20 protein-coding genes and 1 pseudogene are annotated in these 23,844 nt (G+C 56.1%); 3 read left to right on the top strand and 18 right to left on the bottom strand.

Features of this window, described 5'->3' with window-relative positions; all coding sequences use genetic code 11:
* Positions 1–168 precede the first annotated feature (168 nt).
* The 3 genes from ACEE09_RS05750 to hisS form a co-directional block, all read right to left on the bottom strand.
* Positions 169–1,563 carry a replication-associated recombination protein A gene (locus ACEE09_RS05750; protein WP_449082891.1) on the bottom strand — a complete coding sequence of 465 codons (1,395 nt, stop codon included), beginning with the start codon at positions 1,561–1,563 and terminating at the stop codon, positions 169–171.
* A gap of 118 nt (positions 1,564–1,681) precedes the next feature.
* On the bottom strand, positions 1,682–3,454 hold the full coding sequence (gene aspS, locus ACEE09_RS05745) for an aspartate--tRNA ligase (RefSeq protein WP_449082889.1): 1,773 nt from the start codon (positions 3,452–3,454) through the stop codon (positions 1,682–1,684).
* A gap of 107 nt (positions 3,455–3,561) precedes the next feature.
* Entirely contained in the window at positions 3,562–4,914 is a 1,353-nt protein-coding gene (hisS, locus tag ACEE09_RS05740) for a histidine--tRNA ligase (RefSeq protein WP_449082887.1), read from the bottom strand.
* Between the two features lie 304 nt (positions 4,915–5,218).
* Between hisS and ACEE09_RS05735 the strand changes: the two genes are divergently transcribed.
* Together ACEE09_RS05735 and ACEE09_RS05730 are read left to right on the top strand one after the other, a co-directional pair.
* The gene (locus ACEE09_RS05735) at positions 5,219–6,508 is read left to right on the top strand and encodes a DUF349 domain-containing protein (RefSeq protein WP_449082885.1); all 1,290 of its coding nucleotides are present in this window, start codon (positions 5,219–5,221) and stop codon (positions 6,506–6,508) included.
* A gap of 160 nt (positions 6,509–6,668) precedes the next feature.
* On the top strand, positions 6,669–7,421 hold the full coding sequence (locus ACEE09_RS05730) for a hypothetical protein (protein WP_449082884.1): 753 nt from the start codon (positions 6,669–6,671) through the stop codon (positions 7,419–7,421).
* On the opposite strand, the gene ACEE09_RS05725 is transcribed toward ACEE09_RS05730, so the two are convergent.
* The 10 genes from ACEE09_RS05725 to ACEE09_RS05680 all read right to left on the bottom strand — a co-directional run bounded on the left by ACEE09_RS05725 (position 7,418) and on the right by ACEE09_RS05680 (position 18,589).
* Positions 7,418–9,796, bottom strand: coding sequence for a RelA/SpoT family protein (locus ACEE09_RS05725; protein WP_449082882.1), 2,379 nt, complete (start codon positions 9,794–9,796; stop codon positions 7,418–7,420). The two genes, ACEE09_RS05730 and ACEE09_RS05725, sit on opposite strands and share 4 nt — an antisense overlap.
* Before the next feature lie 133 nt (positions 9,797–9,929).
* Positions 9,930–11,006, bottom strand: a complete 1,077-nt coding sequence (gene secF, locus ACEE09_RS05720) for a protein translocase subunit SecF (protein ID WP_449082880.1) — start codon at positions 11,004–11,006, stop codon at positions 9,930–9,932.
* Positions 10,999–12,705, bottom strand: a complete 1,707-nt coding sequence (gene secD / locus ACEE09_RS05715) for a protein translocase subunit SecD (protein ID WP_449082878.1) — start codon at positions 12,703–12,705, stop codon at positions 10,999–11,001. Before secD ends, secF begins: the two co-directional genes overlap by 8 nt.
* 86 nt (positions 12,706–12,791) lie before the next feature.
* Positions 12,792–13,142 carry a preprotein translocase subunit YajC gene (gene yajC, locus ACEE09_RS05710; protein ID WP_449082877.1) on the bottom strand — a complete coding sequence of 117 codons (351 nt, stop codon included), beginning with the start codon at positions 13,140–13,142 and terminating at the stop codon, positions 12,792–12,794.
* Between the two features lie 139 nt (positions 13,143–13,281).
* Positions 13,282–14,319, bottom strand: a complete 1,038-nt coding sequence (gene ruvB / locus ACEE09_RS05705; RefSeq protein ID WP_449082875.1) for a Holliday junction branch migration DNA helicase RuvB — start codon at positions 14,317–14,319, stop codon at positions 13,282–13,284.
* A gap of 7 nt (positions 14,320–14,326) precedes the next feature.
* A complete protein-coding gene (gene ruvA, locus ACEE09_RS05700) occupies positions 14,327–14,944 on the bottom strand; it encodes a Holliday junction branch migration protein RuvA (protein WP_449082874.1) in 618 nt (205 codons plus the stop codon).
* 41 nt (positions 14,945–14,985) lie between these two features.
* A complete protein-coding gene (ruvC, locus tag ACEE09_RS05695; protein ID WP_449082873.1) occupies positions 14,986–15,657 on the bottom strand; it encodes a crossover junction endodeoxyribonuclease RuvC in 672 nt (223 codons plus the stop codon).
* A 23-nt stretch (positions 15,658–15,680) separates the two neighbouring features.
* Positions 15,681–16,439 carry a YebC/PmpR family DNA-binding transcriptional regulator gene (locus ACEE09_RS05690; RefSeq protein WP_449082871.1) on the bottom strand — a complete coding sequence of 253 codons (759 nt, stop codon included), beginning with the start codon at positions 16,437–16,439 and terminating at the stop codon, positions 15,681–15,683.
* A 63-nt stretch (positions 16,440–16,502) separates the two neighbouring features.
* A complete protein-coding gene (locus ACEE09_RS05685; protein WP_449082869.1) occupies positions 16,503–17,282 on the bottom strand; it encodes a type 1 glutamine amidotransferase in 780 nt (259 codons plus the stop codon).
* Entirely contained in the window at positions 17,282–18,589 is a 1,308-nt protein-coding gene (locus ACEE09_RS05680) for a MurT ligase domain-containing protein (RefSeq protein WP_449083053.1), read from the bottom strand. The genes ACEE09_RS05685 and ACEE09_RS05680 overlap by 1 nt, the downstream gene beginning before the upstream one ends.
* A gap of 116 nt (positions 18,590–18,705) precedes the next feature.
* On the opposite strand from ACEE09_RS05680, the gene ACEE09_RS05675 reads away from it, so the two are divergent.
* Entirely contained in the window at positions 18,706–19,695 is a 990-nt protein-coding gene (locus ACEE09_RS05675; protein ID WP_449082867.1) for a hypothetical protein, read from the top strand.
* Between the two features lie 132 nt (positions 19,696–19,827).
* Here ACEE09_RS05675 and ACEE09_RS05670 read toward each other — a convergent pair whose 3' ends face one another.
* The 5 genes and pseudogenes from ACEE09_RS05670 to ACEE09_RS05650 form a co-directional block, all read right to left on the bottom strand.
* Positions 19,828–20,376 (bottom strand): HIT family protein, encoded by a 549-nt coding sequence (locus ACEE09_RS05670; protein WP_449082866.1) that lies wholly within the window; start codon positions 20,374–20,376, stop codon positions 19,828–19,830.
* A 168-nt stretch (positions 20,377–20,544) separates the two neighbouring features.
* Positions 20,545–21,828: a carboxylesterase family protein gene (locus tag ACEE09_RS05665; protein WP_449082864.1), complete on the bottom strand. Its 1,284-nt coding sequence runs from the start codon at positions 21,826–21,828 to the stop codon at positions 20,545–20,547.
* Positions 21,829–21,978: 150 nt separating this feature from the next.
* Entirely contained in the window at positions 21,979–22,275 is a 297-nt protein-coding gene (locus ACEE09_RS05660; protein ID WP_449082862.1) for a type II toxin-antitoxin system RelE/ParE family toxin, read from the bottom strand.
* The gene (locus ACEE09_RS05655; RefSeq protein ID WP_449082860.1) at positions 22,275–22,547 is read right to left on the bottom strand and encodes a type II toxin-antitoxin system RelB/DinJ family antitoxin; all 273 of its coding nucleotides are present in this window, start codon (positions 22,545–22,547) and stop codon (positions 22,275–22,277) included. The genes ACEE09_RS05660 and ACEE09_RS05655 overlap by 1 nt, the downstream gene beginning before the upstream one ends.
* 652 nt (positions 22,548–23,199) lie before the next feature.
* A pseudogene (locus tag ACEE09_RS05650) lies at positions 23,200–23,478 on the bottom strand (transposase family protein); the annotation flags it as partial.
* Positions 23,479–23,844 lie beyond the last annotated feature (366 nt).

Here is a 23,844-nt window from a genome sequence, read left to right as displayed (position 1 = left end):
AAGACGTGACCTCACTACAAAGAACAAGTACACCCTAGTGCTCAGCGCCTTGCCCTTATAAGGTCTACACAAAAGTCTAAAGGTTTCCTGGCAAAAAACCAGAGAACACACCAGCCTACATGTATGGCATGCAGCACACTAAGATGTCGGCAGAACAGCCCACATTACTTATAAGCCCCGCAAGGCCCTAATACGCCGCAACCGATCCCCCAACTCCTTCTCAGCACCAAAAACCGTAGGCGAGTAATACACCTTCCCCACCAGAGCATCAGGCGCGTACTGCTGACGGGCCACCCCACTCTTCTCATTATGGGGGTAAACATAACCCCTCCCATGCCCCAACTCAGCAGCCCCAGGGTAATGACCATCCCGCAAATGCAGCGGCACCGGCCCAGCCAAGCCAGCGCGGACGTCCGCCAGCGCCCCATCAATAGCCCGATACACCGCATTCGACTTAGGGGCAGACGCCAAATGAATCGTCGCTTGCGCCAAATTCAAACGAGCCTCGGGCAGCCCCACTAGCTGTACCGCCTGGGCAGCGTTCACCGCTGCGGTCAAGGCAGTCGGATCAGCCATTCCGATATCCTCACTGGCATGCACCATCAAGCGGCGGGCAATGAAGCGGGGATCCTCCCCCGCCTCAATCATGCGGGCAAGGTAGTGAAGGGCGGCATCAACATCTGAGCCCCGAATGGACTTAATGAAGGCACTGGTGACGTCATAGTGCTGATCCCCCTGCTTGTCGTAGCGCACAACTGACCTGTTAACAGCTAAAGCCGCGTGCTCAGCCGTCACCGGCAAAGGCTCACTCACCGAAAACTCAATCTCAGCGTCCTCAGCCTCACCAAAAGCCACAGCCGCAGCAGCCTCCAAAGACGTCAAAGCCTTACGGGCATCCCCATTCGCCATCTTAACCAGATGCTCAGCGGCCTCTTCATCTAGGTCAATCACACCAGCAAAACCACGAGCATCCGCAACCGCCCGTTGGAGCAGTTCAGCGATGTCTGTATCGGTGAGCCCCTGCAGGGTCAGAAGAATAGAACGCGACAGCAAAGGCGAAATCACCGAAAAAGAAGGATTCTCAGTGGTTGCCGCCACCAGCACCACCCAGCGGTTCTCCACCCCCGGCAGCAGGGCGTCCTGCTGGGCTTTAGTGAAGCGGTGAATCTCATCAAGAAAAAGTACGGTAGTCAGCCCACGAAAATCACGGTCCTCAAGGGCCTGATCCATGACGGCGCGAACGTCCTTAACCCCGGCAGTAATGGCAGAGAGCTCAACAAACTTACGCCCGGCTCCCCCGGCAATCACGTTGGCCAGCGTAGTCTTACCTGTACCGGGCGGGCCCCATAAAATAACCGAACTCGGGCCAGCCGGCCCACCACCCTCACCCGCCAGAACCCGCAAAGGTGAGCCAGGGCCCAGCAAATGCTTCTGCCCCACCACCTCATCGAGGCTACGCGGGCGCATACGCACCGCCAAAGGAGCCCGTTCCCGCCTACGCGTCACCTGCTCACTATCGGTATCGGGCTGAGAATCATCAAAAAAGAACAGAGAAGGTTCCATACACCATTTCCTTCCAAGCCAGTAAGACACACCCACCTACACAAAAGTGCCCAGCAAAAACCTGGGCACTTTTCTCGGAACATCAAGGCAAACTGCTATACAGCCCGAGAAGGGGCGCTTACTTCTCGCCGTCCTTCTTAGGCTTGAAGTCCACACCGGCTTCCTTACGCTGCTGCGCGGTAATCGGCGCAGGGGCTGCGGTCAGCGGGTCATAGCCGCCACCGGTCTTGGGGAAGGCAATCACATCACGAATTGAATCAGTGCCACCGATTAGCTGCAACACACGGTCCCAGCCGAAAGCAATACCACCCATGGGGGGCGCACCGAAGCTGAAAGCCTCCAGCAAGAAGCCGAACTTCTCCTGGGCCTCTTCCTCAGTAATACCCATAACCTTGAAGACACGCTCCTGCACATCACGCTGGTGAATACGGATAGAACCGCCACCAATTTCGTTACCGTTACAAACAATATCGTAAGCATAGGCCAGGGCCTCACCAGGGTTCTCATCAAAAGAGTCAAGGAACTCAGGCTTAGGTGAAGTGAAAGCGTGGTGCACAGCAGTCCAGGCAGAGTGGCCCAGGGCAACGTCACCAGAAGCGGTAGCGTCAGCGGCAGACTCAAACATGGGGGCATCAACCACCCAAACAAAAGACCAGTCGCCCTCCTTAATCAGGCCGGTGCGGTGGCCAATCTCAACACGGGCTGCACCCAGCAGGGCGCGGGAAGCCTTAGCCTCACCGGCGGCAAAGAAGATGCAGTCACCGGGCTTAGCACCGGTAGCCTCAGCCAGGCCCTCACGCTCAGCATCAGTAATGTTCTTAGCAACGGGGCCGGTCAGCTCGCCGTCCTCCTGAATCAGCACATAAGCCAAACCCTTAGCGCCGCGCTGCTTAGCCCACTCCTGCCAAGCATCCAGAGTACGGCGGGCCTGAGAAGCACCACCAGGCATCACAACAGCACCAACATAAGGTGCCTTAAAGACGCGGAAAGTGGTGTCCTTGAAGTAGTCAGTCAGCTCAGTCAGTTCCAGGCCAAAGCGCAAATCAGGCTTATCTGAACCATACTTCTGCATGGCGTCCTTATAAGTGATGCGCTCAATGGGGCGGGGAACCTTCACATCAATAAGACCCCAGACCGCCTCAACAATACGCTCACCCAGGTCAATAATGTCTTCCTGATCAACGAAAGAAGCCTCAATATCAAGCTGAGTGAACTCAGGCTGACGGTCGGCACGGAAGTCCTCATCACGGTAGCAGCGGGCAATCTGGTAGTACTTCTCAAGGCCACCCACCTGCAAAAGCTGCTTGAAAAGCTGGGGCGACTGAGGCAAGGCATACCAGGAGCCAGGTGCCAGGCGCGCAGGCACCAAGAAGTCACGGGCACCCTCAGGGGTGGAACGAGTCAAGGTGGGGGTCTCAACCTCGGTGAAGCTCTGGCCGTGCAAAACCTCGCGGGCTGCACGGTTAGCCTCCGAGCGCAGACGCATCAGACGGGCAGGCTCCGGGCGACGCAAATCAAGGTAACGGTACTTAAGGCGAGCCTCTTCACCCACTTCAACGTGCTCATCAATCTGGAAAGGTAGAGGCGCTGACGTGTTAAGCACCTCAGTCTCCTTGACCATCACCTCAATCTCACCGGTGGTCAGGTTGGGGTTCTCGTTGCCTTCAGGGCGGCGGGTTACCTCGCCCACAACCTTGAGGACGTACTCGTTGCGCAGGTGCTCGAAGTCGGCTTCATTGTGGAAAACTACCTGGGTGACACCTTCACGGTCACGCAGGTCAACGAAGGCCACGCCACCGTGGTCGCGGCGGCGAGATACCCAGCCAGAGAGGGTAACGGTTTCTCCGATGTTCTCGGCGGTCAGCTCGCCGAGGGTATGAGTGCGTAGCACTGAGTTCCTTTCGATGGGGCACGGTACCGGGAGGCACTGTAAAAGTTCAGTTTGCACCCGATTTTACCGTGTTGTGGTGCACCTGGCACCGGTTAGTCGGGTGTGAATTAGGCGGTAGGGAGCACGCGCACGTGCAGGTCCTCGGCAGGTGGCGCCCAGGTGGCGGGGTCTGCGGCTACCTGTTCGCCGCTACGGATATCTTTAACCTCATGGGTCAGCTCGCCGCTCTCCCCTACTGAGGTGAACCAGACAAAGGGGATTCCGCGCCTCTCAGCATATTTAATCTGCTTACCAAACTTAGCGGCAGTAGCGGAAACCTCACAGGCAACCCCGCGGGCGCGCAAGGCATCGGCCACATCCTGGGCACCTGACCACATCTCATCGTTAGTGAGGGCAATCAGGACGGCGGTGGGCACCTTACGAGTAGCCTCAGCAAAACCCTGAGACAAGATACGAGCCACCAGGCGGGTCACACCAATGGACAAGCCCACACCAGGGTAAGTCTTCTTACCATTTGAGGCCAGAGATTCATAGCGGCCACCAGAACATATAGAACCTAGCTGCTCGTGGCCCACCAGCACAGTCTCATAAACAGTACCGGTGTAGTAGTCCAAGCCGCGGGCAATAGAAAGATCAGCAACGACCCTACCAGGGGCGCGCTTAGCAGCCTCACCGATCACCTCGGTCAGTTCTGCCAGACCCTCATCAAGTAGCTGATGGGTTACGCCCAAGGCCCGCACCTGGTCAGCAAAAGAAACATCTTCAGCGCGGATGCTAGCCAGCTTCAAAGCGGCAGCAGCCTGCTCATCGGTAGCGCCGACCTCCTCTTTAAGGAGCTGGGCGACGGCGTCCGCACCAATCTTTTCAAGCTTATCGATATTGCGCAGAACCCCGGCAGTATCGGTCAGGCCAAGGCCCAGGTAGAAGCCCTCCGAGAGCTTGCGGTTATTAACCCGCAACTTGAAATCAGGGATAGGCAACTTAGAGAGCGCATCAACAATGACCAGGGCCAGCTCCACATCGTAGCGGAAAGGCAGGGTGCCATCGCCAACGACATCCACATCAGCCTGAGTGAACTCGCGGGCACGACCCTCCTGGGGGCGCTCACCACGCCACACCTTCTGAATCTGGTAGCGCATGAAAGGGAAAGAAAGATAACCGGCGTTCTCTACCACGTAGCGGGCAAAAGGTACGGTCAAATCAAAGTGCAGGGCCAGCTTTTCTTTCTTGCCACTGCGGGACTCGTCCGCATCGTCCAAAAGGCGAGAAACAGCGTAGACCTCTTTATCAATATCGCCCTTACGCAGAAGCTGCTCAATGGTCTCAACCGAACGAGTCTCAATCGAGGAAAAACCATGCAGCTCAAAGGTCTCTCGCAAAGTATCGAGAACAAAATTCTCTACCAGGCGCTCCTCAGGCAGGTGCTCCGGAAAACCAGAAAGCGATTGTTTGCGAGCCATGTGCTCCCCTTTTATCGAATGAAAACGGTCGAAGTAAACAGCCTGCCCTCACCCAAGAAACAATCTCTTGAAAGAGCACAGTCCCTATTAATACTAGACCGAAGGGGCACCAGCCCGGTAATTACACCCGTAAGCGCCACAAACACGCTATGCTGGTAACTGCGCCACCTGCGCCCGATAGATTATTGCCGCCTCACCATGAAGCAGCAACCAGCCCTATCGACACGGCCCGGTCTGGTGCGCTTTTCATTACTTAAACAGGGAGACATACTCCCCCACTACTGATGCGAAAAGAGTTATAGCGGTGACTACCCAATCCGACGACACCACCCTCAACGTAGACCTCGAAAAGGCCCGCCAGTTCGGCCGCGTAGACGAAGACGGCCACGTATTCGTCATCGTTGACGGTGAAGAATACGCAGTAGGCCAGGTACCCGGCGTAACCGCCGACGAAGCCCTCACCTACTTTGCCCGCAAATTTGAGAACTTTGAAGCTCAGGTTGCCCTGCTTGAAGAGCGCGTAGAGCGCAAAGCCAAAGCCGCCGACCTGCAGAAAGCCGCAGCCCACCTGGGCCAGCAGGTTGCAGCCCGCAACATGGTTGGCGACTACGCAGCCCTACAAGAACGCCTAGTTACCCTGGTCAGCAAAATCAATGAGCGTGAAGAAGCAGAAAAAGCTGAAAACGCCGAAGCCCGCCAGGCTGCCCTCGAAGCCCGCGAAGCCATCGTCTCAGAAGCTGAAACTATCGTAGCTAAAGACGATTCCAGCATTCACTGGAAGAACTCCCACGCCCGCATGAACGAGCTTTTTGAAGAGTGGAAGAAAACCCAGAAAGAACATCACCTAGCCAAGAGCATCGAGGACGAGCTGTGGAAGCGTTTCCGTGCAGCCCGCACCAGCTTCGACCGCCGCCGCCGCGCCCACTTCTCCCAGCTCGATGAAGCAAACGCCAAGGCTAAGCGCGTGAAAGAAGCACTCATCGCTGAAGCTGAAGCCCTGCAAAACTCCACCGACTGGGGCGCTACCACCGCTAAGTACCGCGACCTAATGGACCAATGGAAGGCTGCCCCCCGCGGCACCCGCAAGGAAGATGACGCCCTCTGGGCCCGCTTCCGTGCAGCCCAGGACGTCTTCTTCGACGCCCGTACCGCCGTTAACGCCGAACTGGACAAGGAATTTGAGGCAAACCTCGAAGCTAAAGAAGCCCTGCTTGAAGAAGCCCGCGCCATCCTGCCCGTCACCGATATCACCGCAGCCAAGAAATCCCTAGAAGGTATCCTTGACCGCTGGGAGGCCATCGGACGCGTACCGCGCAACTCCGTGCGCCGTATCGAGCAGGAGCTGCGTAAGGTTCAAGACGAAATCCACCGCGCCGAAAACGCTAAGTGGCAGAAGACCGACCCCGCTAAGCAGGCCCGCGCCAACTCCATGCTCACCCAGCTTGAAGACGCTATTGCCGGTCTAGAAGCAGACCTGGCCAAGGCTGAAGCGAGCGGCAACGCCCAGAAGATTAAGAAGGCCCAGGAAGCCCTGGACGCCCGCAAGCAGTGGCTAGAGACCCTTAAGGCTTCTTCCGCTGAGTTCGGTGCCTAAACCCCAGCATTTTCTGTGACGTCTTTATGACAAGGAACCCCCGTCTACCGGCCGGTAGGCGGGGGATTTCTGTGGATAAATAAGCTCTGATGAGGGACGTTATCCACAATCTGCTAGTATCCCAAGCCCGCACCTTTCTCAGTGTGCTAGAAACATAGGCATGGCACATCTCAACTCACTTGGTGCTCTCTCCGAGCTACCCCTGCCCCTAGCCCCAGGCCCCCTCAGGGCAGGCAATACCCTGCAAATTATCGCCCGCGATAAAAAATCATTCGCACCCATCAAGGCTGAGAACCAGCAAGTAAGCTGGCAAAACTCACCCACCCTCGTCCGCCTCTACACGCAAGAAACCACGGGGCTACAAACCCGCCTCTGGCGAGCCTTCATCAAAGACCGCAACCTCGTACCCTTTCACCACGATATCTACCGGGAAGCAGAAGATGAGCCCACGCCCCTCACCCGGGCCGCCAGCTTAGGCCTACTCACCCCGTCAGGGTATCACCACCGTATCCGCTACTCACGAAGCACCGCTGCCTGGGTACTAGGCTACCTGCCAGAACTACCAGAAGGGCGGCTACACGTAGACTACGACCGTGATAACAGGTGCAACCTCCCCCGCCCCTATCGGGCAGGGTTCGCTACCCACCAGGCTGTACTGCGCCCCTACGAAACCATCACAATCGGCCCCATCAAACTAACCAGCCCACTCAAAACAGCCCTAGATATCATCATTCACTCCACCGATGACCAAGAGCTGATGATCGTCAAAGAAATCCTGATCGACAGCCACAACAGCGTCACCCCGCAGTTGCTGCTACAAAGCGCCCGAGAGCACCTAGCCCGAAAGTCCCCGGCCCTGCTGAGAGCCCAACATTTAGCCCACCAAGTAGCAGCCGCCGCACATGAAATCTAGCCCTGCTTATTCTTCAGGGGGCGGGAACCTGTCAGACGGTAAGCATTATAAATACCTGGAACGTTACGAATCTGATTCAATAGGTGCTCCAGCATGAACCGGTCAGAAAGCTCCACGGTGTAACGATTCACCGCAAAACGGTCATCACTGGTGTGCACCTTGGCATCTACAATATTGCAGCCAGCCTCAGAAATCACACGGATAGTATCAGATAGCAAAGCCTTACGGTCAATGCCCTCCACCTGAATCGAAACCCGGTAGACAGAATTACTGTGGGAGGCCCACTCCACCGCGGTCTGGCGGGGATCATCAGCCTGACTCAGCACATTAGGGCAATCAGTGCGGTGCACCGAAATACCCTGCAAACGGGTCACAATACCCACAATCTCATCAGGCGGAACAGGGGTACAACAGCGAGCAATCTTCGTCAAAATACCCTCAGCACCGGGCACGACCACACCATTATCGTCACCAGCTGACGGGCGGCTAGAGACCAAAGAAGCATCAAAACTATCAAGCTCAACAGCCTGATCAACCTCGTCCTCACCGTAGTAGAGGTTCACCAGGGAAGTAATAATAGCCTGGGTTTCAACCTCATTCTCACCCACAGCATGGTAGAGGCTGGCAACATCGTGCTTATGCAGATCGTGAGCCACCTGAAGCATCAGCTCCGGCGTCATCATCTTCGTCAAAGGCAACTCGTGCTGGCGCATAGCCTTCACCACGCGTTCCTTGCCCCGGTTCATGGCCTCAATACGCCGACCCTTAGCATAGTGCTGGCGAATCTTCGTGCGAGCCTTACTGGTGCGCACAAACTTCAGCCAGTCCTCACTCGGGGCATGGTTCTCGTCCTTGGTCGTCTGAATCTCAACCGTAGAAGCAGTCTCAAGTTCAGTATGCAGGGGCACCAGCCTACCGTTGACCTTGGCCCCAATAGTGCGGTCCCCCACCTCAGTGTGGATAGCATAAGCAAAGTCAACAGGGGTAGCGCCCACCGGCAAAGTAATCGGCTTACCCTGCGGGGTAAAGACCACAATCTCATCAGTCTCTAGGCGCTCAGACAACTGCTGATAGAACTGCTCAGACTCAGGGTTAGATGAGGAAATCTCAGAAATTGACTGCAAAATCCCGATATTGAAAGCAGCAGTATGGGTGCTCGGCTCCTTGGGGGTAAGATCAACTTTCTCCCCCCGTGAAGCAGCCTTATAGCGCCAATGCGCAGCCACACCATACTCAGCCTCTTCGTGCATCTTATAGGTGCGAATCTGAACCTCAAGAGGCAGCCCGCCAGGCCCATGCACCGTCATGTGCAGCGACTGGTAATGGTTATTCTTAGGCTGCTTAATGTAATCCTTAAAACGACCGGGCACAGCCATCCACAAGGACATCACATGGCCCAAAGCGGTATAGCAATCCGCCTCGGTCTCCACCATGATACGCACAGCCAGAATATCGTTGATTTCATCAAAGCTCTTACCCTTAGTCTTCATCTTCTGATGAATCGAGTAATAGTGCTTAGGGCGGCCCGTCACAGTACCCTCAAGGCCCACCTGAGCCAGACGGTCTTCAATGGTTACACGAGCCTCAGCCAGATACTTCTCAAGCTTAGGGGTGCGCTCACCGACCATACGCACAATCTCAGCGTAAATATCGGGGCTCATTGCGGCAAAAGACAGATCTTCAAGCTCCCACTTGATAGTGTTCAAGCCCAGACGGTGAGCTAGCGGAGCATAAATCTGCAAGGTCTCCTCAGCCTTCTTAGCCGCAGAAGCACCAGAAACAAACCGCCAGGTTCGAGCATTGTGCAGACGGTCAGCCAGCTTAATAAGCAGCACGCGGGCGTCCTGCGACATTGAAATGACCAGCTTACGAATCGTCTCAATAGGGGCGTTTTCACCGTAACTCACCTTATCGAGCTTGGTCACGCCATCTACCAGGTAGGCGACCTCCGCACCGAAATCAGCGGTTAGCTGCTCCTGGGTATAATCGGTATCTTCAACCGTATCGTGCAGCAGACCAGCGACCAGCACCGTGCCGGTAGCACCCAGCTCAGCAAGAATAGTGGCCACAGCTACCGGGTGGGTGATATAAGGGTCACCGCTCTTACGTTTCTGCCCCCGATGGTAATGGTTTGCTACCTGAAAAGCCCGCTGAAGAACCTCAAGATTCTCATCAGGGTGGAACTTCTTAACAGTACGAATCACCGGGGCCAGCACCGGGGAAAAACGTGGGGCAGGGTTCTGTTCCTGCTCCCGCCCAAAGACCAGGCGGGTAGGCACACGCCCCGAAGCGGACATCACCCGGTGCGACCCGCGAACCGGCCGCTTCTGCTCTGCGCGGGCAATCTTCTGACTGCTCTCTTCTGACCGGCTCATGCCCAACTCCCCCTCGAAACTGAAATACTCGTGTGGGACTATCTTAGAATATTTCAGCACCCTACGTCACAAAAACGGGAGCAGACACTAGGTCTACTCCCGTTCTTAAGACACAAAGCCCAAGCTAAGGGGGCTAGTTTCGCTCTAGGTTAACTTCATGCACAGTCACCGTAACCGGCGCAACCGGCTGGGCAGAAGCGTCCGGACGCTCCCTGGCCTCTTCAGCCTGACCCCGGCGGGCACGGCGCACCAGCTCAGTATGCTCACCTACACTCTTTTCACTCAAACGCAGGGCAGCATAGGCAGGAGCAGCCACAAAGAGAGTGCCCAAGGTGCCAACGATAATACCGATAAAGAGAGCTAGCGACAGGTCTTTGAGGGTGCCAGCGCCCAGTAGGAGAGAACCGATAAAGAGAATCGACCCCACCGGCAAAATACCCACAATCGAAGTATTGATAGAACGCACCAGAGTCTGATTAACCGCCAGATTAACCTGCTCAGCAAAGGTCGCATCACGGCGTTTCTCTAGCCCCTCAGTGTTCTCACGAATCTTATCGAAAACCACCACGGTGTCATAGAGCGAGTAGCTCAAGACGGTCAAAAAGCCGATGATCGCGCTGGGAGTAATCTCAAACCCAATCAGGGCATAAAGGCCCACCGTAGTCACGATAGTGAACACCAGGCCAGCAATCGCAGAGACTGACATCTTCCAGGTGCGGAAATACAGGGCCATGCCCACCATCACCAGCACAATAAACCAGATCAGACCCATCAGAGCCTGCCGAGTGACCCCCTCACCCCAGGTAGGGCCCACAAAAGATGAGGTTACCTGGTGGGCGCCCACACCATAGGCTGACTGCAAGGCCTGCCCCACAGCAAGAGTCTCATCATCAGTTAGTTCACCCATCTGAGCGCGCACAGTTCCCGCAGCGATATTGGTGACGCGCACATCGGTAGCCTCAGGGGCAGCGTCCGCAATAGCCTGCTGACCGGTTGCGATATCAGCATCAGCCACCTGCGAGACAGTGAACTCCGAGCCGCCCCGGAACTCAATGCCCAGGTTAAAGCCCCCACGTGCCACCGGCACCAGGGCTGCAAGCACCACAATGAGCAGGGCAAGCATCAGCCACAGACGGCGCTTAGGCACAAAGGCAAAGGATCGCTGACCAGAATGTAGTTCGTTACCGAACTGAGCCAGTTTATTAGCCACGGCGGGCCTCCTCAAGGTTAGTGGAATCTTCAGCTGCCTCAGCTGCCTCAGCGGCAAGACGCTGGCGGCGCTTACGCTCAGCCAAAGACAAAGAAGCCTCAGCATCATCAAGAGTGCGGACGCGCCCGGCACCCCGATACAGCGGAGTTGCACCCAGCGCCACCGGATCCATACCAGAGAAACGCCCACCATTGAGGAAGTAATCCTTACGGCCCAGTAGAACCATGAGCGGGTGGATGAAGAGGAAGGTAATCACCAGGTCTGACATCGCGGTCAAACCCAAGGTAAAAGCAAAACCACGCACGTTACCCACCGAAGCGAAATAAAGAACCACAGCAGCTAACAGGTTCACAGCCTTAGAGGCCATGATGGTGCGCTTGGCGCGCAACCAACCGTGGTCGATAGCAGCCGGAATAGTACGCCCAGCACGAATCTCATCACGAATACGCTCAAAGTAGACGATAAAAGAATCAGCCATCAGACCAATCGAAACAATCAGACCGGCAACACCCGCCAGCGATAGGCGATAGTTCATCAGGTGCCCCAACAGCACAATCACACCGTAAGAGAGCAGACCCGCCACAATAATCGAAGTGATATTAACAAGACCCACCAGACGGTACTGGAAAAGAGAATACATAAAGACCAGGAGCAGACCAATCAGACCAGCAATGAGGCCCATCTTCAACTGGTCAGCACCCAAGGTAGCAGAAATCTGCTGCTCAGACTGAATCGTGAAGCTAATAGGCAGAGCACCGTACTTGAGCTGCTCAGCCAGATTCGCTGCCTCTTGCTCAGTAAAGTTACCGGTAATCTGGGGCTGGCCGTTAGTAATCACTGCCTGAGTGACAGGAGAAGAGAGCACCTGCCCATCAAGCATGATGGCAAAACGGGCACGCGGGTCGGACGGGTTCGCCCCACGAATTGCGTTCAAGCGGGTGGTGACGTCCTTAAAAGTCTGGGTGGCAGCATCGTTAAAGACAATGTTCACACCCCACTGGCCGGTCGCAAAACCGGTCGAACTGGACACCTGCGAGTAGGAGGCAGTGCTAATATCGGTGCCCTCAATTTCAATGGGGCCCAGAATATACTTTTCGCCTCCATCTGAAGCGCAGGCAACAATAGCGGAGTTAGGGTCCTGGCCAGAGCTATCAAGGTTGGCAGGTACAGTACAATCTAGCTGCTCAAACTCACGCCACAGTTGAGGGGTGACCCAGTTATAGTCAGACCCGTCAGCTGGCTCAGCGGTCGGTTCCGGTAGAGAATCCTCAGGTGCAGCAGCGTCCGCCGCAACAGCCTGAGGGGCACCAGAATTAATGACGGGGCGGAAGCTCATCTGCGCCGAGGTCTGAATCAGGTCGCGGGTTTCGGCACTCAAAGTACCAGGCACCGAAACCACCACATTCTGACCAGACTGGGTGGTAACCTCAGCCTCCGCTACACCCGAACCATCGACGCGCTGGCGGATAATCTCAACCGCCTGGTCGAGCTGGTCAGCGGTAATCGCTTGGCCTGACGAATCATTAGACTCAGGTGACAGAATCAGCTGGGTGCCCCCTGAAAGGTCCAGAGCCAGCTTAGGTAGCCAGGTGCCCCCGGCAAAGGTGGTGCCGAAGATTGCTCCGGCAAGTAAGAGCAGCACCAGGGCCATAGAGGCAAGTGCGCCCCTGGCCTTGGCGGCGTAGGATGGTTGAGCCATCAGCGCCCCTTCAAGTAAGTGATTGCGTAAAACGTGAAAAAGCGCGCTACCTCTCTTCCAAGAGGTAGCGCACCCTAGATGATGGTTTAGTTTTTGGGGTCTTCTGCGACCTGACCCTGAATGGTAGGACGCTCAGCCTCAGCTACCGGAGCAACAGCAACAGTGTCTTCTTCGATGCTGGTCACCGTCATGAGGTGAACCTTCACCACGGTGCCCGGAGCGATTTCAAGCTGGGCGGTGCTGGCTTCTTTATCGATCGAAACAACAGAACCGTAAAGACCGAAATTGGTCATGACCTTAGTGCCGGGCACCATGGCGTCCTGACGTTCTTTAATCTGCTGCTGAGCCTTCTTTGCTCGACGTGCCGGCAATACAATCAGCACGAGCATCATAATGCCCAGAAGTAGAAGCATAAATACGGGTGAACCGGGTTCCACGAGATTCCCTCTTAACGTAAGTGATGGGGGTAAACAAACTAAAGCCCCATTCTATGCCACCTAGCTTGCAGTTAGCTGATTAGCCCCCGATATTACAAGCACCGGTAAGGCGCCAGCAGCACTGGCACAGGCGGGACACTCAAGGCAGTTCTGGTGCCTCAAGCCCCAGGTGCTCCCAGGCAGCAGGTAGAGCAACACGCCCGCGAGGTGTGCGACCTATCAGACCCTCACGCACCAGGTAAGGTTCAGCCACCGTCTCAACAGTCTCAGTCTCTTCACCCACAGCAATAGCTAGAGTAGATAGACCCACCGGCCCCCCACCAAACTTAGTGATAAGAGCTTCAAGGACAGCCCGGTCAAGGCGATCAAGGCCGCGCTCATCTACCTCATACATGTTCAAGGCAGTAGCAGCAGCAGAGGCCTCAATACGGCTAATACCATGCACCAGGGCCCAGTCACGCACACGGCGCAAAAGACGGTTGGCAATACGCGGCGTACCACGGGAACGGCCCGCAATCTCAGCGAAGCCCTCAGGGCTGATACTTAGTTCCATCAGACCAGCAGAGCGGCGAATAACACTCTCCAACTCCGCCACCGAATAAAATTCAAGGTGGCCGGTGAAACCAAAACGGTCACGCAAAGGCCCAGGGAGCAGACCAGCACGGGTAGTAGCACCCACCAGAGTAAAAGGCGGCAGCTCCAGAGGGATAGAGGTAGCGCCAGCGCCCTTACCCACCACAATATCCACACGGAAATCTTCCATGGCCATATAGAGCATCTCTTCAGCCGGGCGGCTCATACGGTGAATTTCATCAAGGAAAAGTACCTCACCAGGAGTCAGCGACGAAAGAATAGCGGCCAAATCACCAGAATGCTGAATAGCCGGGCCAGAAGTAATACGCAGCGGGGCATCCATCTCAGCGGCAATAATCATAGCCAGAGTAGTTTTACCCAAGCCAGGAGGGCCAGATAAGAGCACATGGTCGGCCGAGCGTCCGCGCATCTTTGAAGCCTCAAGCACCAAAGACAACTGCTGCCGCACCCGCTGCTGACCCACAAAATCATCAAGTGACTTGGGGCGCAGGGCGGCCTCAATCATCTTTTCTTCTGGCTCTTCATCCATAGACACCAGGCGCTGGCCAGGAATCTGGCTATCAGCGTGAGGGAACTGACTCATACTCTACCTATCGCCCCACCGTGTTCTGGCTCCCCAAAGAGGCCAAAACCCCACGCAGAGCCTCAGCCACACCCATAGTTTCAGCAGCCGGATTATGCTCAATAAAGGACCCAATAGCGCCCTCAGCATCCCGCTCAGACCAGCCCAGGCTAGTCAAAGCGTCCTGCACCTGAGGCTTCCAACTCACACCCTGATCCATGGGCAACTGGTCAGTGGCACCATCTGCCAAAATCAGCTTGCCAGCAAGCTCTAAGACGATGCGGCGCGCCCCCTTAGGGCCAATACCGGGCACCTTAGTGAAAGCTTTATCGTCACCGGTGGCAACAGCACGCTCAACCTCAGCCGGGGTATGCACACCCAACACGGCAAGAGCAATCCGCGGGCCGATACCAGAGACCGATAGCATCATGTCAAAGACCTCACGCTCAGCAGGCTCAGCGAACCCGTAGAGAGTCATCGAGTCCTCACGCACAATCATGGTGGTCAGAACCGTAGCCTTCTCCCCCAGACGCAACTGCGAGGCGGTGCGGGCATTGAGATGCACCAGCATGCCAAAACCATTGACGTCGATAACAGCGGTCTCTAACCCCAAGTGGGTGACAGTACCGGTCAGTGAGCTAATCATGAAACCAATTCTATTCGAATATATGTACTAATACAAGGAGCCTACCGGCGGGCCCTCGCCTCCGCCTGCATCCAGGCCCGCTGGGCAGGAGTAAGCTGGGCAGACCGCCTAGCAGCAGCCGGGTTAGACCCCTGGTGAGTCTGCGTCCTAGCAGCCATATTAATACCAGAACCAATACCACCACCACGCCAGCCATGACAGATAGCAAGAGCCAAAGCATCCGCAGCGTCCGCCGGTTTAGGCATAGCATCAAGCCCCAAAATACGTGTGACCATACGCCCCACCGAAGCCTTATCAGCCCGGCCCGAACCCGTCACCGCAGCCTTCACCTCCGAAGGAGTATGAAAATGCACCGGAACACCGCGCGCAGCAGCCGCAGCAATCACCACACCAGACGCATGAGCGGTACCAATGACCGTATTAACCTGCTCCTGAGCAAACACACGCTCAATCGCCAGCGCATCAGGCTGATAAGTATCAAGCCAGGCCTCAGCCGCCCGAAAAATCTTCAAAATACGGGCATCCAGGCTCTCCGATGCGGCAGTACCTGCCACCCCCACATTCACAAAATGGGCTTTACGGTTAGCCGTCATATCAACCAAGCCAAAACCGCACCTGGTCAAACCTGGGTCAACCCCCAGAATGCGGGCAGCGCCCGGAACTCGCTGGGCGGGTTCCGGGCGCTGGTGCGAAGTGCCGTGAACAGGGCTCACGCACTCCCCCTTTCTACAGCCGTTTATTCAGCTTCCAGCTCGGCCATCACGTCTTCGTTGATGTCTGCGTTAGAGTAGACGTTCTGAACATCGTCAAGCTCTTCAATAGCGTCAGCCAGCTTGAGGAACTTCTTAGCACCTTCGGCATCCAAATCTACCTGCATGGTGGGGCGGAAGACCGGGTCATCGTTGTTGTATTCAAGTTCTGCTTCTTCCAGAGCCTTACGGATAGCAGGCAGGTCGGTAGCCTCAGAAACAACGGTGAAGATATCGCCCTCGTCAATAACTTCCTCAGCACCTGCGTCCAACACAGCCATGAGGACGTCATCCTCAGTCAGGCCCTCAGTCTTAGCGACTTCGGCAACGCCCTTGCGCTCAAAGAGGAAGGCTACAGAACCGGAGTCTGCCATGGTGCCGCCGTTGCGGGTCACAGCGGTACGAACCTCTGCTGCTGCACGGTTGCGGTTATCGGTCAGACATTCAATGTAAAGGGCGGTACCCTGGGGGCCACGAGCCTCGTACATGATTTCGGTGTAGTCAATGGCTTCACCGGTCAGACCGGCACCACGCTTGATGGCGCGCTCAACGTTGTCGTTGGGCACAGAGTTCTTCTTAGCCTTTGAGACAGCCAGGTCCAGGGCGGGGTTACCTGCCGGGTCGGGCCCACCCATACGCGCTGCAACTTCAATTGCCTTGATGTACTTAGCAAAAGCCTTGGCGCGCTTGGCGTCAATGGCGGCCTTCTTGTGCTTGGTTGTGGCCCATTTGGAGTGACCTGACATGATTCTCCTTATTCGTCTGATGCGCCCACACACGGGGGTAGGCGCGATGTACCTCGTACTATTCTAGCGCGGACGGGCGGACGCTGAGGCGCGCGCCTTCTCCACCAGGGTGTCGTCAATGACGACGGGGGTGAACTCACCGTACTTCTTGATAGCTGCCTGCTTAATCAGGAAGTCCGAGATAGCAGGGTTCTTAGGGAGCAAGGAGCCGTGCAGGTAGGTTCCGATGACATTATGCACGCGGGCACCTTCACCAGAATCTTCCTTATTATTGCCCTCCCCCTTAGTCACGGTGGCCAGGGGCTTGGTGTCACCGGCTAGATAGGTCAGACCCGAGTGATTTTCAAAGCCAATAATGGTGCCGAACTCTTCAGATTCTTCAACGATGTTGCCAATCAGGCGTTCTTCGCCGCCGACAGTCTTAGCATCAAAGACACGGATACCGTTCAAGGTGGCGCCACTGACCGTTTTAAACTCTTTACCAAAGAGCTGGTACAGGCCGCAGATGACCAGCATGGGGGTGCCGTCCTCTGCCAGCATACGCAGGGTTTCAGCGTTAGCCAGTAGGTCCTCCTGAATCACCGACTGGCCCGAGTCTTGGCCACCGCCACCCACAAAGATATCACCGTCAAGCGGGAATTCATCACCGGGGTTGTAGTCCACAATTTCAGTGGTAAAACCGTGGGCCTGGGCACGACGAGACAGCGAGAGGGTGTTGCCCCAGTCCCCATAGATGTTCATGTCTCTAGGGTAAAGCTGCACAATTTTGAGGCTCTTATTGTTCCCGGTCTGGGTGATAATCTGCTCGCCCGCCTCTACCGGTGCATTCTCAAAATCGTTCATTAGATTTCCTCCACATCGGTAATTTTTGCCAGTTCCTTACGGATAGCCAGCATGGCGGTGTAAGTGCAGAAGATGCGCATGGGGCGCCCCTCAGACTTAGCAATAAAAGTGGCCAAAGCTTCTTCAAGGTTCTCATTGATGTTCTCAACAAAAACATCATCGTGCTGCAAACGCAGGGCCATATCGTAGGCGCGCACACCAGAAACCATAGTGACACCGCCCTGCACCAAGGAATGGAAATCAACATCCCAGAGCCAGGAAACATCGCGCCCATCAGCGTAAGCATCATTGATAGTGATCATAGTGGCATAGTCCTGGGCATCAGCGGACGCCAGAGACAGGCGGAAACCACTCGGATTCTTCACCAGCAGCAGTTGCAGGGTCTGGCCCTTAACGTTGAGGGTTTCACCGCGACCAAAAGCCGGGGCAATATGCTCAAGCTCAGCCAAAAGCTTAGTCTCGTTGAGAGCATCTCCCATGACCTCACGCGTCAGGGCCATAGCAGCTGCAGCGTTAAAAATGTTATAGACACCGTAAAGGTTAATGGTGCCCGCCAACTCCTTACCAGCCACATCAAAGGTAGCGGCAGCTCCCTTAAAATCCTTAAGCAAGACGGACGCCCCCGGCAACTCCGGTGCCAGACCACCGGCGTCCGCACCCCCAGCACCCTCAGGGCTCGTACGCAAACCATCATCAGAAGGGAAAAGAGCACGCAACTTCTCAGACAAACCAAAGTAGCTCACCTGCGTACCAGGCTGAACATTCTCAGCCAAAGAACGAATACGCGGGTCTTCACGATTAAGCACCACCGTGCCAGTGGTTGCACCGGCCACAGTAGCCAGCATGCGGCGGGTCGCATCAATCTCACCGAAACGATCCAACTGATCCCGCAAAACGTTCAAGAGCAGCGCGTAATCGGGCTTGACCTTACGCACAAAGTGCACGGCATGCGCCTCATCTAGCTCAAGCACCGCAATATCAGCATCCAGCTTGCCGCTCAGGCTCATCTCACCCAGCAAAGCCGCAGCCACACCACGCACAAAATTAGAGCCAGTGCGGTTAGTGAAAACCTTCAGCCCCTGAGCCTCCAACAACTGCACAACCATCTTGGTTGTGGTGGTCTTACCGTTCGTACCCGAAACAACAACCACACCGCGCGGCAGCTTAGCAAGCTCCTCAGCCACAAAATTAGGGTGCAACTTCTCCATCACCAAGCCCGGGAAAGCAGAACCGCCCCCACGCAACTTGGTCGCATAACGAATGCCTTGGCCAACAAGGCGAACAACAGGTCGTGACATGGTGACTATCATACCTTGCACACACCAGGCAGCAAGAGAGAACGCACCTACCCCCTACGTACTACCACACGTAAAATTGAGAAAAGAGAACACCAAAACGCCGACCAACGAAACCTACCACACCCATGAATAACCCCATCAACCCACTCGTAACCCACCCCGAATTTATTTGGCGTGACATCACCTGGCGCAACCGCGCCCCCTACCTCAAAATTGAGCCCCTTACAGACGGTCAACCAAGCGGCAAGATTGAAACTATCACCATAACCCCCGGCAGCTTCCTCGGCCTGCAAACCCTCCCAGCAGACGCACGCGGCGCAGGCACCTACTGCACCGGCTACGCCAAAGCCAACACCGACAGCATCGGCTTCCACCAAGTCCCCTGCCCCCACCACGCCACACTCACCAAAGGCAAACAGTGCAACCTATGCTTCGCACGGGACGAATTCGCCCCCATCCACCGCATACACATAGGCTCCCGCATGACCGAAGCAGCCCTAGCCTACGTCAACCTAGAACACTACCTCTACATAGCAACCTTCCCCGACGGCACCTCCAAAGTCGGAACCGCCTCCCTACACTCCAACCCACGCCGCCTAGACGACCAGGCAGTCGCCGCCGCAACCTTCGTAGCCCGAGCTGACACCGGCATCATCATACGCCAGCTAGAAGACCTCGTTTCACACGAAGCCAACCTCACCCAGTTCAAACACGCCTCCACCAAATACAAGGCCTGGGTAGACCCCGCCAGCACCGAACACCTCAAATCAGCACACTACATGGCCGTAGAAAACGCCACCTGGGCACTCGACAACGCCCAAGACACCATCGACGGCTTCGACATCACCGCAAACCGCTGGGTGCCCTCAGCTGCGATGAGCCGCGCCTACGCGTCCTTACGGGCAGAAAACCCCGAACCGCTCAGCGCCCACCCCACCCTCACAGAAGGCGCACACGGCTTCTACATCAGCGGCGGCACCGGCAAATTCCTCACCGCCCACTTCGGGGACCCCGACCAGACCTTCCTCATCAACACCGCAGAACTCTCCAACAGGGCCTGCCGCAGCTTCGGGGAACTCACTCCCCCAGCGTCCGTGCAGGAATCCCTGTTCTAGAAATATAGTCGCCATAAGGCAGCAGGCAAGCCAAACGCCCGCCGACCCTCTGATATCTCGCGCTGGGGCGCTCGATATCATTCACGCCAGCCCCGAGCCAGCGGGCTTACTTAGCTTTCCTGCTGCCTCCGCTTAGCAATCCCAGGCAGCACTGAGCAGATCCCGAATCTCACCCAGAGTCTGCGTAACCGTCTTGGTGCCCGCAACAATGGGCAGGAAGTTGGTGTCCCCGCTCCAACGCGGCACAATATGCTGGTGCAGGTGAGCAGCAACCCCTGCCCCGCCAACCTTGCCCTGGTTCATACCGATGTTGAACCCCTCCGCCCTGCTGACCTGCCGCAAAATGCCCATAGCCTTCTGGGTGAGAGCAGCAATTTCAGCGGTTTCCTCAGGCGTGGCGTCATCATAATTCGGGATGTGCCGGTAGGGGCAGACCAGCAGATGCCCCGGGTTATAGGGGTAGAGGTTAAGAATGACGTAGGCGCGCTCGCCACGGTGCACAATCAGCGACTCAGCGTCACTGCGGGCTGGGGCCTCGCAGAAGGGGCAGGTGTTCTCGGTGTAATCCTTCTGCCCGCCCTTCACGTAGGCGCGGCGGTGGGGCGTCCAGAGACGCTGAAAAGCATCTGGGACGCCGGGGAGCTCAAAATCGTCGGTGGTGTAGCTGGGGTTTTCTACCATGAACCCAGTTTATCCCGAGGTGCAGGCAGGACGCCGTCTAGCGCCGGGTGCGCGTGGACGGCTCATAGCGCAACTGCCTCTTTGAGAGTTTCGGGTGTGGCTTTCACAGTTTCCAATTTAGTTGGTCAAGGCTTTGTTGCGGTAAGTCTCCCCCGCGTTTACACCACTCTAGGGTATCTCCCGCAGCCTGGCGGCCTCGAAATGCTCCCGGGGGTACTGCCCCGTATGCGCGAAACCAGCCCAGATAGCGCGCAGAGCCTCCCCCTGGGTCTGCTGCTGGGCCCGGTCTGCCCCAGCCCAGAGGCTACTACCCTCCCAGATAGGGTTATCAAAGAGCAGAGCCAAATCAGTGCAATGAACAGATTCCATAGGGTGCCCCACTGCGCCTGTTGCCAGCTGGTAGGCAAGGGCCTGGCCGCCGGCGTCCTGGTGCCGCTGGGCAAAGTGACGGGCCGGTTGGGCGTAGAGCCTGCGGGAGAACTGGCAGATCAACCGGTCAAGGACGGCCCGCTGGGCACGCCCTGCCCTCCCAGTTAGGTGCGGGGTGAAATAGCCGGATTCTCGTTCCATGGACCCCACCAGCACCTTGAACTTCCCTGCGACGGCCCGGTAGGCGGCGTCCTCGTCCTCTTCGGCAGGTAGGGGGTAGTGCCCGTACTGGCAGCCGAAGGGCATCATGGCGCGGTCAAGGCCAAAACGGAAAGGATTGGCCATGACGTGCTTGTGGGCGGCTTCTCCCCAGGTTTGTGCTGGTGCTCCCTGCGGTATGCCCTGAGTTGCGGTGAGTAGGTGGCGGGTCATGGCGTCCTTGCCGTGGATAAGGTGCAAGGGGGCGCTTTGAATGATGGCCTGCTGGAAGAGGTTTTCTTGGGCCACGCCGTCTGTGATCATGAGGCGGGCTACCAGGTCGCCACCGGCTGATTGGCCAAAGGCGGTGACGCGGTCAGGGTCTCCCCCGAAGTCTGCGATATGACGTTGCACCCAGCGCAGGGCCTGGCGGGCATCAAGTAACCCTAAGTTGGCCGGGCGGCTTGGCGTGCCGCCCATAAACCCCAGGTAGCCCAGCCGGTGCGTCACTTTGACCACGATCAGGCGGTGCTCGATGACCAGCAGGTAGGGGTCGTATCGCTGCCCGTCCCCGGAGCCGTAAATGTAGGATCCACCGTGGAAGAAGACCATGACCGGCAGGTTCTCGCCCGGCGCTGTACCGGCCGGGGTGACGATGGTGAGGTTCTGGCAATCTTCGCTCAGGTGCGCCGTCTGCCGCATACCCTTTTTGCCGGGGCGCACGTGCTGGGGTGCAGCAGGTGCCGGGTCGGTTGCGGTGAAGTCTGCGGGTAAGTTCTCTAAACCGAGCGGACGCGGCGACGCAAACCTCTCTGCCCGCGCGTAGGGAATACCGCGATAGTAGTGGGCGGCCTTAATTGTTTCACCGAGACGGGCAATGTTCATAGGGTGGTCCTTGCAGGTAGGTGTATATCAGCGATGACTGTGCTGATGTTCCACAGAATCAGGTGGTTGCTGTGGTCAACAACTGTTGAGTGGTTGCGATGTTCGATGATTGCAGCAAAGAGTACCCCTGTATGTGTGCGGGGTGCCCCTTCATTTCCTGACCAGCTGGTCATGTGTCCCAGTTCTCTGGAAGTAGGCAGTCTTGTTATCTTCGTACCAAATTAATAACCAGTCGCCAGCATTAGCTATATGGCATTCTTGGCTCCCCAGCCACTCACCTTTGAGAGAATGTATTCGGTGCCGTTGACGTAGTACCTGTTGAGCCTCGGCTGTATTTTCTAGCACTAGGCTGATGACTTCTCGCAAGGGAGCCATATCCGTATGCTTCTTTTTTAAACGCTTTACGTCTCGGTGAAATGCAGAGCTGTAATCTGCGGTAAGGCCCATTAGATACCCAGGTCGTTGAAGAGCTCTTCAGCGTTAGTGAACCTACCTTTTCGACCGCTGGCGAAGAATTCTTCTGCTTCCCGAATAGCTTCAAGCGAATCGGCATTGGGTTTGGGGTCGCCCACCATGAAGGGGATTCGGTTCTCTCTGATAGCCTGCTTGACGAACATGTTGATTGCGGTGGACATGTTGAGCCCAAGCTCCTTAAAGAGAGCCTCGCCTTCTTGTTTCGTTTGAGCATCCATACGGACGCTAATACTGGTAGTAGCCACTACAAACCTCCTAAAGAAAAATACACTGTATATACAGCGTAGCATCATAGTGGTGGGGTGGCACCCCCTGCTGGCAATCTAGAAACGCTTTTTTATACCCGACTACCGGCTAATGTTTGTCTCGCAGAATAAGTTCAAGGTCATTCCTTTACTCGATGTCAGATTAGGCAGGCTGTCTGAAGAGGACACCCAGGAACTCTTTGACTGGGATGCAGAAGCCCAAGGGCGTTTCAAAAAAGCACGCACTCAGTCTGGCTCGCAGAAAGCTGAGGGTTATTCATAAAGAGTGCCCAACAACTAAAAACACCCCCACCGCCAAAAACACCTACCCACAAGACCCCAAGCAGCCGCCGAAAACCCGATTACAAAACACCCTAAATCTTCACCTGCGCAATGACATTCCACCACCGCTCACAGCTTATCGATAATACGGCTACTATCTCCTTTACAGCCTCAAGTGAGCGTTTTCACCCCAGACTTACACTGAGCAAGGGATTCAACAACCTCAACCCGACGGTAGCCCCTATCAACAAGGATCATCTCCTCCACATACTTGTGTAAAACCGTGCTCCTTGACGGCATAAACATCACGCCAAGCACCAGGTAGCCGGTCAGTAATAACAAGGAGTCTACCGTCAATGGTGCAGATGACCTAGTGGTTGTAGCCAACACGTTTATCTTTGCCTGAAAAGTTTATTTCACCTCGCCAGTTCCAAACCGGTACCAGTGTGCTGTTGATGACCAGTGAACCTGGTGCTTTGAGTGCTTTGTCTAGGGGTTGGATCAGTGGTGTGAGGATTTTATCCAGTGCCGTCTTGATCCGGTTGATGGTTCTTGAAACTGTCGGTTGGGATATGCCGTAGAGGGCTGGGAGGAGCTCGTCGGTGAGGTTGTGCCGGTGGTAGGGCAAAGTAGCTTTGAGTGCCTGGGGTAGGGTGAGCGCTGGTGGTCTGCCTCCTGGTTTTCCCTAGGTGAGATGGTTGTTTAGGGCGTGTAGTAGCGTGGGTGTTTTGCGTAGTTGTTAGCCTGGTTGTACGTTGGTGGGGTAACGGTCTTTTCCGGTTGGTGTAAGGTTATGTGTAGAGGTTTAATGCTCATTTTTTGCTACTGGTGGGGCTGTTATTTAGTTGGCGGGTGTGGGGTGTGTTCCTACTTGTGAATAAGCCTCAATGTGTCAGAAGCTAAATTGACGCTATTTGGCTAAAATTGCTGGAAGCTATGAGGCTTATTCAAAAGTCCCACCCGCAGCCAAAAACACCAACCCCCGCACCACCGCAAACACCCGCCCATACAACCC

It is taken from the genome of Rothia sp. 88186D007BW, assembly GCF_053544215.1.
The sequence above is the reverse complement of the archived record's forward strand: the minus strand, read 5'-3'. Positions and strand labels throughout refer to the sequence as shown.